This is a genomic window from Paenibacillus sp. EB106-06-01-XG199, assembly GCF_058791575.1.
In genome coordinates, this window is record NZ_JBYTDQ010000012.1 from 152,334 (window position 1) to 164,306 (window position 11,973).

Below are 11,973 nucleotides of genomic sequence, written 5' to 3' on the forward strand. Positions count from 1 at the left end.
TGGGAGGGCCCGGTAATGTTAAAAGATTCAAAGGCGGATTTTTATAGCAATATCTATAAAATAGCAATTCCTGTAACTCTGCAAAGCCTGATTATGGCTCTGCTAACCTTAACCGATCAGCTTATGGTCGGACAACTCGGCGATGTGGCCGTTGCTTCTGTAGGCATATCCATAAAAATATACGGGATTATAACTGTAGTATTGGCCGGACTAGCGACAGGGGTGTCCATTTATGCCGCGCAGTTCTGGGGGAAGAAGGATGAGAGAAGCACAGCGCAGCTGCTGGGATTAGGACTGCTTCTAGGGATGGGCATCTCCATTATTTTTACGTTGCCCATTCATTTCTTCCCGGAATTCAGTCTCAGCTTATTTACTAAGGACCAGCGGCTGATCACAGAGGGGTCCGGTTTTCTGAAAGTGATCTCTCTGAGTTATATTCCGGTTATGCTGACAATGATCTATTCCGCTATTTTGCGTGCTACAGGACATGTGAAGCTCCCTATGATAACCAGCATAGCTGCAGTGTGTATTAATATTGTACTTAACTATCTGCTAATCTTCGGGAAATTCGGCTTTCCGGAATGGGGGTTAAAAGGAGCAGCGATTGCTACACTTACCGCCCGGTTGTTTGAATGCTGCTTTATCATTGCAGCTGCCTATAAGCTTCGTCTTCCCGGAGCAACCCGTATCCGCGACTGGTTCGGGGCATCCGGGACGCTTCTGGGGAAGTTCCTTCGCACTACGTATCCGATCGTATTGACCGAGCTGATTTGGGTGCTGGGTGAAACTGTGTACGCCATTATTTACAGCCGGATGGGAACTTCTGAAATAACCGCGATGACGATAACCTATCCGCTTCAGAGCTTAAGTATCGGTTTATTATCCGGGCTCTCTAGCGCGGCCGGCATCATGATTGGGAATAAGCTGGGGGCCGACGAGCAGGATGTGGCATTGGACTTTTCAAAGCGGTTTATCAAACTGGGTATTCTGGTATCCCTTGGAATCGGCGTATTGATTGCCGTATTTGCGCCTTTGTATGTATCTATCTTTCAGGTGTCAGATGAAGCGCGTCTCATGGGAACCCGGCTGGTTTGGGTATTCGCTGCATTCCTGTGGGTAAAGGTTGCCAACATGATTTTGGCGGGCGGCATTCTCAACAGCGGCGGTGACAGTAAGTTTGTATTCGCGATGGAATCCACTGCGACATGGCTGATTGGTGTCCCTTCCGGATTATTAATGTCGTTTGTCTGGAAACAGCCTGTATTTCTGGTATATATGATATTGTCTATGGAAGAAGTGGTTAGGCTTAGCATAGGACTAATACGAATATACTCCAGAAAATGGATGAAAAATTTGGTCGCTGACATATCTGCATAAGAAGAAATGGATTCGGGGGAGAAATCCCCCGTCTTGCTTTATTACAATACAATGGAAACCGAATTGCCAAAAAAAATAGATTACTATTATACACGATGATGCCAAAACTACGAATTATATATTTCAATTGACCAACGGTAAAACTATGGTTATATTTGTAATATAATAAAATTTCTCTCATATGTTGCAACGAGTTGATTCTGAAGGAGTGGTTTACTTGATAGCTACAACCACGATCCGCAGCGAGTTGGATAACCTCATGAAACAAAAAGGCTGGAATATGAGTAATCTGGGTAGAACCATCGGTATAAATGTAGGATCTATAAGCTCCATTTTAAAAGGCAATAAGGTAATGAGCGTGGATCAGGTTGACAGGGTGACCGCGGTGCTTTCGTTGCCTGCGGGTTATTTTTACGAAAATTATATTCAGGAAAGTATGATAGAAGCGACGCCTAATTGGCGAAGAATCGGCCCGTTTCTTTACCGCTGCGCAGAACTGAATAAACTGGATTGTGTTCTGAAGACGGTTACTATTCTTCTAGAGGAATTGACCTACGCACCCTTGCTCTTTGATGTTGCCAATGATTTTTTCAAGAGAAAATGGAATGATTCTGCTGCGATTCTGTATAATAATGTGGCCAGATGTGAAATCCGCCAGCATTCCGAACGTTTGGCCTTTTGCCAATACCGTCTCTTCACGCTTAGCATTGGAGATGACCAAATTCAGAATTTTGAGGCGGCCTGTCAGTTTGAACCGTTTGTCGAACGGTTAGACGAGAAGGATCAGCTGGATGCACTTAAAGATTTAGCGAATATTTACCGTTCTTTGCGGCGGTGGGACAAGGTTGAGGAGCTTGCCAGAGAGATGGGCCGGAAGGCCCGGATACAGTATTACAGCAAACACCGGAAAGAAGGAAGAGTGCAAGAGAGCTTGGCGACAAGCCTGCCGCTCTTTGTTTACATAGCCTATTCGAACCTGCTTCTTGCAAGTGTATGGGACGCCAGAGGGGATTTTCAGCAAGCCTTGGAATGCACCTATGCTTATGCCGATCTTAGTTGGGTCAAAGAGACAGACCCTGAGACGTTACATTGGGTTGAATTATTCCAGCATTGGGCACAAGTCAATACCTATATAAATAAGCTTCGAGGCGGAGATCAAAGTGTAATCTCTGACCTTGTTAAAATTACTAAAGGAAAAAAAGAAATCTTTACTGAGCTCCTTAATATTATTGAAGCTGCAAATCAGTATTCTTTTGATATCGATTACATATTAGATGAATTTGAGTCTCAAATTGTCTTTTATGAACGAGATCTCGCTTCGGATGTGTATACCCGTCAGGTCATTCCTGAACAAACAGCACGGTTTAGTTACGAGTTGTCAAAATATTACCTTAAAAAAGCAATGTATGCAGAAGGGTTTAAGTATTTATTGGAAAGTATGGAATCATACAGTGCGAAAAACAATAGTAATGCTATTATCAAATGTGTAGGCTTATTTGAGAGTTTTAAAGAATATGCGCGGCCTGAAACATTGATACAATATCAAAGATTTATTCAAAAGGTGTGGGAAAAAAATGAAAAAGAAGCTGACCTCGTTATTAGCAGTATCTAGCACTGCAAGATCCTAGTGCCTAATTGATACAGAGAACTGTCTATTCATGTCAAATGCTCAGTTTTTATTTGGGAAAATATACAACAAAAAGAAAAGATTGTGATATAATCATTTGTGTAGGCTTATCTGAGAGATTTAAAGAGTATGCGTTGTTTGAATTACTGACACAGTATCACAAATTTATTAAAAAGGGTGTGGGAAAATGAAAAAGAAGCTGACTTTGTTGTTAGTAGCTACCAGTTTTTTAGCCATTTTATTTTTGCCGGTATTGCCTTCAAATCCGTCTCATATTGTAATCCTTAATGATCAGGTTGGAGGAGCATAATCAGGCTGTCACCTCCCTTGGAACTGTTGAATTCGAGTACCCGTCTTTAAATATCTCTTCAATTATTTGAGCCTACATAACCTCTGAGTATCCGGCAGATTGTATGAGAACTGTCCTTCCTTTGCAGGGAGGGACAGTTTTTGATTGTAATGGCTGACTCCAGCACGCCTGGCAATTTCCGAGTGAGTGGGAATCACTCCCTGGCTTTGGTCTGCCAGAAGAAGTAGGAGACAACGATTTCGAATACCTTTAGATGTGGAAATGCTGTGAAGGAGTTGCTTACACAATATATTTTACAGTCAGTCTCTCGACTATTGAATAGTTATTTTAAATCTTAAAAACAGATACTGTTTGATTCATTTCTTCCGCCCTTTTGGCAAGCATGTTGGCCCCGGCAGAAACTTCCTCCATGGCTGCCGTAGTTTCCTCGACAACGGATGCTACCATTTGAGTAGAATCTGCTGCACGTTCAGAGATTTCAGCTATTTTTCTCATAGATTCCAGCATAGAAACGGTCCCTCCACTTACAGATCTTGCTTCAATAGCGGCATTGTCCACCTCACCGCTGACCTCTTCAACAGCAACAACAATATCAGAGAATACGGTACCCACACCTTCGACGAGCACCATACCTTCATTTAGTGAATGAACCCCTTCATTCATTGAGATCACAACTTCGTCGGTTCTCAATGTGATTTCGTTGACCAGAGAAGAGATTTTGCCCGTTGCTTCACTGGCCTGTGCTGCCAGTTTGCGTACTTCAAAGGCAACGACCGCGAACCCTTTTCCATGCTCCCCTGCTCTTGCAGCTTCTATGGCCGCATTTAGTGAAAGTAAGTTGGTACTGGCTGCTATGTCACTGATCATAGTTGAAATTTGACTAATCTCGGCAGACTTTTCCCCCAAAATATTAACTACTTCCGCAGATTGAGTTACCTTGCTATGAACATCTCTTATTTGAGAGACAGTGGAAGAAATTATGGCTTGACCATTATTAGCCTTCTCCTGTGCTTGGATTGTGAGATCGGACACATTAGCAAACCGATTAGTTATTTTCTCGACGCTATTAGAAACGTCTACTGTAATATTCAACGTTTCAGCTATATCTGCAAGCTGAGTTTGCGATCCCTCTGCGACTAAAGTAACACTTACGGCTATCTGCTCGCTGGCTATACTTGTCTGCTCTGCACTAGCTGTTAACTGCTCTGCTGTAGAGGCAACCAGTAACGAGTTTTCTACCACTTCTTTTAAAAGGTTACTCAGTGACTCGCACATGACATTAAAGTCGGACGCCAGCTCGCCGACCTCGTCTTTTGATCGGACCCTAAGGGGTTCGACTTGCAGGTTCCCCCTGGTTACCAACTTCATTTGTTCCGCGATCTTTAATATAGGTTTAGTGAACGATGCAGCCAGTAAAAGCGAACCGATGATTCCAAGGATAGTGCTTATGGCAGTCAGGGAAATCATTAATATTTTACCTGATTGGTAAGAACGACTCGATAGATTAGCTGCATCCATAGCGTATTGCTCATTGAGTAGCCTAAGTTTATTAACGTCGTCTAATGCGGCATTATAAATAGCAGAATTTCCATGTATGATCATGTATGACATCACTTTATTATTTTCTTCCATCGCAGTGGAAACCACTTTTAGATACCGAAGATACATTGCCCACTGACCATAAAAGTTGGTGAACAGCTCTTTTTCCTCTACTGTGGAGGCAATACTCTGGTATTTGTTTACGCTCTCTTCCATTAAACCTATCGCTTTTGCTAGGTCAACTTGATCTTTTTTTCGGGCTGCCGGATCATCTTCGATTATCATCCTAACGGTGAGTCTGTCAACTTCTGTTATCTGCTTGTCCATACCCTGAAGCAGAATAACGGCAGGTAAAGAGCGCTTATTAACTTTATCTGCTGCCACCCCCATATCCGACATCTTTATGATACCTACAATACTCGAAAGTGACAAAACGATAACTAATACGAGCGCCGCACTTATTAATTTTTTCTTTAAAGTCAATCTAAACATCGTTTCTTCCTCCTATGTCTGGTCTCGATGTCACCGTTGGGCTTTCCAGTAAATACGTATTTGCCGCAACAGCTCAGCCGAATCTATTTTCCCACTGATGTAGCTTTGAATAGATGCACCAGTGATGGCCCAATGATCAGGAGGAAGAGTTGTAATAAACGGTAATGTCTTTCCTTCCGAGATATACGCCTTGATCGATTTCCCCAAAGGATCGACAGGCTCTAAGGAAATGTTCTTGAACGCAGGAATAGTATTGGCCTTGTTGACTAGGAACTCTTGTCCGGGCTTTTCAAATACGAGCCAATTAAGAAACCTTTTTGCTTCCTCTTGCTGTTTAGGAGTGGTGGTTTTTGAGTCGATGATTATATATTTTGTTACACCAACTGTAATTTTAGAATTAACAGGATCATCCGAATTATTGTTTAACGGTAGAGGCAAGAAGCCGTATTCCCCATTTGCTGTATCATTGCTCTTAATTTCCCCCCAAGCCCAGTTGCCCATAAACCAAAGCCCTACTTTTCCCTCTCCAAGGGCCTTTGCTCCGTCATAAGTATTTTCCATAGGCGAATTCTTATTAATGTTGTTATCTTTGAGCAAATCTAAGGTTTGTACCCACCCAGACATCGCATCATTTTTAGACATATCTATGGAATTATTCTGCATACCCTTAACAAACTTTGAAAAACCTCCGGGTTGAACAGAATAAGATACAGTTAAAAGATGAGAGCCAAGTGACCAATCCATCGTAGAAAGCATGACTGGTTCTACACCCGTCTTCTTGATCTTAGTCATTAATAAGTTGAGGCTGCTTCTACTTTTTACCGATGAAGCATCGAAAGAGCCCCCAACCGCCTTGTCGAGTACCTTCTTATTGTATATTAACCCGTAGCCTTCAACTGCAAATGGAAAGCCGAGTACAGTTTCGTTTTTCTTAACAGCATCAAGTCCATTGTCTATCGTTTCAGCTACCCATTTTTCTTTACTTAAATCAACAGCTTTATCCAAAAACTGCTGTGTGTCCCCTGAATCAAGCATCGACATAGTTGCCGGGCTCCCTGAGCCGTACATTGACATTAACTTTTGATAACCAGACGTACCCTCCGGAGCGGATATTATCTCTAAAGTTACTCCAGGATGCTCTTGATTGTATTGTTTCGCTACTTCCTCTAATTGAGTTTTTATCTCAGTTTTGGAATTTAGAAGTGTGATCTTGGTTGTCTTCAGTGATGTTGGGGAAGCTGAACACCCCATTAACATTAATAGACATGCCAGGGAGAGTGAAATTCCCAGCTGTTTTCTCATTAAGTTTCCCTCCATATTATGAATACATTTCTAACGGATTTTCTATTATCCTGAGTCCTATAAATATTTATTTGCTTAAACTATAGGAAAGTTGTTCGAGCTAATTGTAATATAATAGGATTCAAAGACGAATAACCCTATCCCTTCTGATGTTTTTTCGAAAATCTAGCACTTTTAACTTATCGGCATATTTACCTAGGTGAATTAGGGATTTACTTTGGTAATATATGACTATGGAATCAAGACGTTTTCTTTATACTTTCCTGACTAGGGTGTTTATGCAAACTAGGGTTTTGTAAGAGTTTGGTAAAAGTAAGTATAATGAGACGATACGAAATCCGTGACAATCAATGGGAAAAGATCAAGGACCTGCTGCCGCCGGAACGAAAACCACAAGGAGGGAGACCCCCGAAAGACCATTGTCAGATGCTGAATGCCATGCTGTGGGTGCACCCTGGCGGGATTTACCGGAATACTACGGCTCCTGGTCCACAGTGTACAGCCGGTTTCGGCGCTGGCAAATTGCCGGCATTTGGGACCGGATTTTAGAGCATCTCTCGATTGAACCCGACTATGAAAGCATCATGATTGATGCAACGATTGTGCGTGTCCATCAAAATGGGGCGGGCTTCAGCAGGCAATTGGCCGATCACGAGGAGGCTTAACGACCAAAATCCACGCCGTTGTCGATGCTTTGGGCAACCCGCTGCGTTTTGTGCTGACCGGAGGACAGTCCCATGACTCGATAACCGGCTACGAGATCCTAAAACAGATGGACTTAATAAGAACGCAAGTGCTGGCTGACAGCTTATGACACCATTCAGTTTTTTTACCTTCTGAAGGAGCAGTCTGCAACTTCGGTCATTCCAAGTAAAAGGAATCGTTGGGAACAAAGAGAATGGGACAAAAAACTCTATAAAGAGCGTCATCTGATCGAATACTTTTTTCAGCAAAGTGAAGCATTACCGCCGATTGGCGACTCACTATGGTTTATTCTTGCCTCGTAAAAGAAGCAGTTAAAATTTAGTTTCACGAATGTAGGCGAGTCGGCTAACATCAGAGGTATTATAGAGCAGCAATTGCAGATGAAGGTCTCTTCATAATCAAAGATGCAAAAGGATGAGGATTAATGGAAGTTTTGGAAACGTTGCGTTTAGTGCTTAGGAGATTCAGAGCAGAAGATGGGCAGGATTTGCACGAATATCTCTCCTGCGAAGAGGTTGTAGAATATGAGCCTTATGGTGTTTACAATGAAGAAGACAGCCATGCTGAGGCGGTCAGACGTTCCACGGATCAGGCATTTTGGGCCGTGTGCCTGAAGGATTCAGGCAAAGTTATCGGCAACTTATACTTTCAGGAGCAGCATCCGCAGGAGTTTCAGACTTGGGAGATTGGCTACGTGTTCAACCGTGAGTATCAGGGCTGCGGCTATGCGGCTGAAGCCTGCCGCACATTGCTGGAGTACGGCTTTAATACGCTAGGAATCAGACGGGTAACCGCCCATTGTGATCCGCGGAATACACCATCCTGGCGGCTGCTCGAACGGCTGAAGCTGCGGCGGGAGGGGCATTTTCTCCAGACGGGCTATTTTAAAACCGATGAACAAGGTATGCCGAAATGGCATGATACTTTTGCCTATGGTGTGCTTGGTAAGGAATGGCTGAATCTGAACCAGGAGAAAGCGGCAGAACAACAAGTGTAAGCAAAGACCTTCTTGAGAAATCGGGGAGGTCTTTTTTTGTATAAATAGTTGAGATAATTTATCTCTCCGTTTACAAAATTTATATAATTTTAACGCTGGCTTGCCATCCTCCTGATGCTGCGTTGACATCCAAGCCTTACACTTGCAGAGGTAGTAAGAAGATAAAAGCGGACTGTTAGGTCATTAGGAGGCTTCCATTTTGAGTGAACTGGAGAATTCATTAACCCTGCCTGCAAGAGAAAAAGCGGCATCGGCTGGAGTTCCCTTACGACCGGCATATTTAAGCAAGCTGAAGGTTCAGGAGAATATGCTTGCCTACCTGTTCCTGGCTCCTTCGTTGCTGCTGTTCGGTGTGTTTTTATTCTATCCGTTGCTGAAATCCGTATATTTAAGTCTGCACAGTACGGACCCGGCGGGACGAATCGCAGCGTATGTCGGCTTTGACAATTTCAATGCCCTTTTCACTTCAGGACTATTTCTGGACGGTATCCGGGTGACGGCGCTGTTTGCCCTCCTGACGGTCCCGACCGGCCTGCTGCTTGCACTTGTGCTCGCGGCGCTTACCCACAACCAGCAGCTGCGCGGCAAACGGTTGTTCCAGTTCACCTTCTCTTTGCCAATGGTGCTGTCTGTTGGATCGGCGGCAGTGATCTGGAAATTCCTGTTTCATCCCACGCTGGGTATGCTGAATTATTTGCTGGAGCTTGCCGGGATGAGGCCGGTGGCATGGCTGGTCAATCCGGACACTGCGCTGCTGTCTATCTCATTAATGACGGTATGGATGAATCTCGGGTTCAATTACATCATTCTGTCGAGCGGAATGCAGGGTATTTCGGACGAAATCTATGAGAGTGCCAGAATTGACGGAGCGGGAGCAGTTACGGTATTTCGCAAGATCACCCTGCCTCTGCTGTCCCCGACCTTGTTCTTCGTACTCGTGGTTTCGATCATTAGTGCCTTCCAGGCGTTTGGCCAGATCAATATATTAACCGCCGGAGGACCGATGAACAGTACCAACGTGTTTGTATACTCCATCTACCGTGAAGCCTTTGTCAACTTCCGCTTCGGAACGGGCAGCGCCCAGGCACTGATGCTGTTTCTGGTTATTATGCTGCTGACGTTGATCCAGTTCAAATGGGTGGAAAGGAAAGTGCACTATCAATGAAAAAGCCAAAAGCAGGACAACTACTTAGCTACTGTGTGCTCACTGTGGTGGCGGCACTGGTATTGTATCCCGTATTCTACAGCTTCTTCATGGCCGTTATGGCCCCGGAAGAGGCCAGCGCTTATCCGCCGTCCATCGTTCCGCATTCCTTTCATCCGGAGAACTTTAGCGAAGTGTTCGATATTATTCCGATCGCCACCTTTATTGGCAATACCTTTCTGGTATCCGGCATTGTCATGATCGGCCAATTGATCACCGCCAGTCTGGCAGGTTACGCCTTCGCCCAGATGAATTTCAAAGGGAAATCACTGATGTTCAGCCTGTTCGTGGCCACGATGATGGTTCCCTGGGAAGTGACGATGATTCCCAATTATTTGACTGTACGCAGCCTGGATTGGCTGGATACTTATCAGGGTCTGACCGTACCCTTTCTGGCGACGGCGTTCGGCACCTTCCTGCTGCGGCAGTTCTTTATGCAGCTGCCCAAAGAGCTGTTTGAGGCAGCCAAAATCGACGGCTGCGGACATATTCGCTACTTTCTGTTTCATATGCTGCCGCTCTCCAGACCGGCACTGGGCACCTTGGCTGTCTACTCTTTTCTGAATATGTACAATTCCTATCTCTGGCCGCTGCTTGTTACGAACAGCAAACCGATGCGGACGGTGCAGATCGGAATCTCCATGCTTGAATTTCAGGAATCGACCTCGTGGAATCTGGTATTTGCCGGAATCACACTGGCCATTCTGCCTTCGCTGCTGCTGCTGGTATTCGGGCTGAAGCAGTTAGTCCGGGGCATGGCGGCCGGTGCACTGAAGGGATAAGTGCCCGGGATGCGCAGAGCTAAAAGCTAGTCAGCTGCTTATTGCAGATGATGAATACGTATATAGCTTCTTCAATCCAAATTATAGGGGAAAAGGGAGAGATACTTAGAATGAAACGATTCAAACAGGGTATGGTTCCATTGCTTGCGAGCCTGATGCTGGTTCTTGCTGCCTGCGGCAACAATTCAAATGCAGATGAGAACAATAATGCAGCCGGCAGCACCTCCTCAGGCAGTGATGGGGAAGTCAGTGCCGCTGCTGCTCCGGTAAAACTCAGCTGGTGGCATTCTATGTCCGGTGCGGGTGAAAAAGCGATTAATCAGATTGTCTCCGACTTCAATGCCAGCCAGACCGGCATCGAGGTGGAAGCGGTGTACCAGGGTAAATATGATGAAAGCTTGAACAAGCTGAAAGCCTCCATCGGCTCGAACAGCGGACCGGATCTGATCCAGGTCTATGAAATCGGCAGCAAGTTTATGATTGATTCGAAGATGATCACACCGGTGCAGCAGTTTATCGACCAGGACGGTTTTGATCTGTCAGGTCTGGAACCCAACATTATCCGATACTATACGATTGACGATAAGTTAAATGCGATGCCGTTCAATACGTCCAATCCGATTCTTTATTATAATAAAGATGCTTTCAAAGCAGCCGGACTTGATCCAGAGAACCCGCCTAAGACGTTTGAGGAATTCGAAGCCGCTGCCAAAGCATTAAGCAAAGACGGTAAAGCCGGAGCAACAATTGCCATCTACGGCTGGTTCATGGAGCAGCTGTTTGCCAATCAGAACGCTGATTATGTTAATAACGGTAATGGGCGCGACGCCGCTGCCACAGAATCGCTGCTAGCTTCGGATGCCGGTGTAAGCACACTGGAATGGTGGAAAAAGATGGTTGACGATAAAATAGTCGCCAATCTGGGCCGGGACACAGATGATACGGATAGCGCATTCGCGGCAGGTCAGGTAGCGATGACACTGAACTCTACGGCTTCACTGCGCAATATGGTAGAGGCGGCTGGCGGCAAATTCGAAGTCGGCACAGGTTTCCTGCCGAAACCTGCCTCAGCGAAGGACGGCGGAGTGATTGTCGGAGGAGCCAGCCTGTATATTATGAACAACAAACCGGAAGCGCAGCAGAAGGCGGCATGGGAATTTATCAAATATGTGGCCTCGCCGGAAGTTCAGGCAAAATGGAGTGTAAGCACCGGGTACTTCCCGATTAACAAGGCTGCTTATGAGCAGCAGGTGCTCAAGGATAATATGGTGAAATATCCGCAGTTCCAGACTGCTGTTGACCAGCTTCATGCTTCGAGTGCTTCAACGGCGACCTCGGGTGCGGTAATGGGCGTATTCCCCGAAGCACGCCAGATTGTTGAAGGAGCGATTGAAGAAGCGCTGAACGGACAAAAAGAGCCTAAACAGGCGCTGGAGGATGCCGGCAAACAGATTACCGAGAAAATCGGCCAGTACAATGCTACGGTGAAATAGAAATCCGCAGTTAATGAATGGGGCTGCATTCGACAGCTGAAGTGGAAGCCGGGCAGACGCCCGGCTTCTTTTTTTATGGCTTTAGCCAGTTGAGTGCGTGAAACGCGCGAAACAAAAAACCACCCGCTATGCGGGTGGAGGGAAC

At 45.2% G+C, this 11,973-nt stretch carries 10 protein-coding genes and 1 pseudogene; 9 read left to right on the forward strand and 2 right to left on the reverse strand.

From position 1 onward, the window contains the following. Positions 1-15: 15 nt before the first annotated feature. The 3 genes from AC3WT9_RS30250 to AC3WT9_RS30260 all read left to right on the forward strand — a co-directional run bounded on the left by AC3WT9_RS30250 (position 16) and on the right by AC3WT9_RS30260 (position 3,314). On the forward strand, positions 16-1,377 hold the full coding sequence (locus AC3WT9_RS30250) for an MATE family efflux transporter (RefSeq protein ID WP_341091691.1): 1,362 nt from the start codon (positions 16-18) through the stop codon (positions 1,375-1,377). 217 nt (positions 1,378-1,594) lie between these two features. Further along, positions 1,595-2,989 (forward strand): helix-turn-helix transcriptional regulator, encoded by a 1,395-nt coding sequence (locus tag AC3WT9_RS30255; protein ID WP_341378120.1) that lies wholly within the window; start codon positions 1,595-1,597, stop codon positions 2,987-2,989. Between the two features lie 202 nt (positions 2,990-3,191). After that, positions 3,192-3,314, forward strand: a complete 123-nt coding sequence (locus tag AC3WT9_RS30260; RefSeq protein WP_269322513.1) for a hypothetical protein — start codon at positions 3,192-3,194, stop codon at positions 3,312-3,314. Positions 3,315-3,641: 327 nt separating this feature from the next. On the opposite strand, the gene AC3WT9_RS30265 is transcribed toward AC3WT9_RS30260, so the two are convergent. Together AC3WT9_RS30265 and AC3WT9_RS30270 are read right to left on the reverse strand one after the other, a co-directional pair. Further along, the gene (locus AC3WT9_RS30265; protein WP_341091695.1) at positions 3,642-5,345 is read right to left on the reverse strand and encodes a methyl-accepting chemotaxis protein; all 1,704 of its coding nucleotides are present in this window, start codon (positions 5,343-5,345) and stop codon (positions 3,642-3,644) included. Between the two features lie 30 nt (positions 5,346-5,375). Then, a complete protein-coding gene (locus tag AC3WT9_RS30270; protein ID WP_341091696.1) occupies positions 5,376-6,647 on the reverse strand; it encodes an ABC transporter substrate-binding protein in 1,272 nt (423 codons plus the stop codon). A gap of 321 nt (positions 6,648-6,968) precedes the next feature. On the opposite strand from AC3WT9_RS30270, the pseudogene AC3WT9_RS30275 reads away from it, so the two are divergent. From AC3WT9_RS30275 to AC3WT9_RS30300, 6 genes and pseudogenes are all read left to right on the forward strand, one after another. Beyond that, positions 6,969-7,312, forward strand: a pseudogene (locus AC3WT9_RS30275) (transposase). 8 nt (positions 7,313-7,320) lie between these two features. After that, positions 7,321-7,461, forward strand: coding sequence for a hypothetical protein (locus AC3WT9_RS30280; protein WP_445935383.1), 141 nt, complete (start codon positions 7,321-7,323; stop codon positions 7,459-7,461). Between the two features lie 315 nt (positions 7,462-7,776). Continuing rightward, positions 7,777-8,349, forward strand: coding sequence for a GNAT family N-acetyltransferase (locus AC3WT9_RS30285; protein WP_341378121.1), 573 nt, complete (start codon positions 7,777-7,779; stop codon positions 8,347-8,349). 307 nt (positions 8,350-8,656) lie between these two features. Next, complete coding sequence (locus tag AC3WT9_RS30290; protein ID WP_445745026.1) at positions 8,657-9,514, forward strand: carbohydrate ABC transporter permease; 858 nt, start codon at positions 8,657-8,659, stop codon at positions 9,512-9,514. Next, a complete protein-coding gene (locus AC3WT9_RS30295; protein WP_341378122.1) occupies positions 9,511-10,335 on the forward strand; it encodes a carbohydrate ABC transporter permease in 825 nt (274 codons plus the stop codon). Before AC3WT9_RS30290 ends, AC3WT9_RS30295 begins: the two co-directional genes overlap by 4 nt. Before the next feature lie 110 nt (positions 10,336-10,445). Then, positions 10,446-11,828 carry an ABC transporter substrate-binding protein gene (locus AC3WT9_RS30300; protein ID WP_341378123.1) on the forward strand — a complete coding sequence of 461 codons (1,383 nt, stop codon included), beginning with the start codon at positions 10,446-10,448 and terminating at the stop codon, positions 11,826-11,828. Positions 11,829-11,973 lie beyond the last annotated feature (145 nt).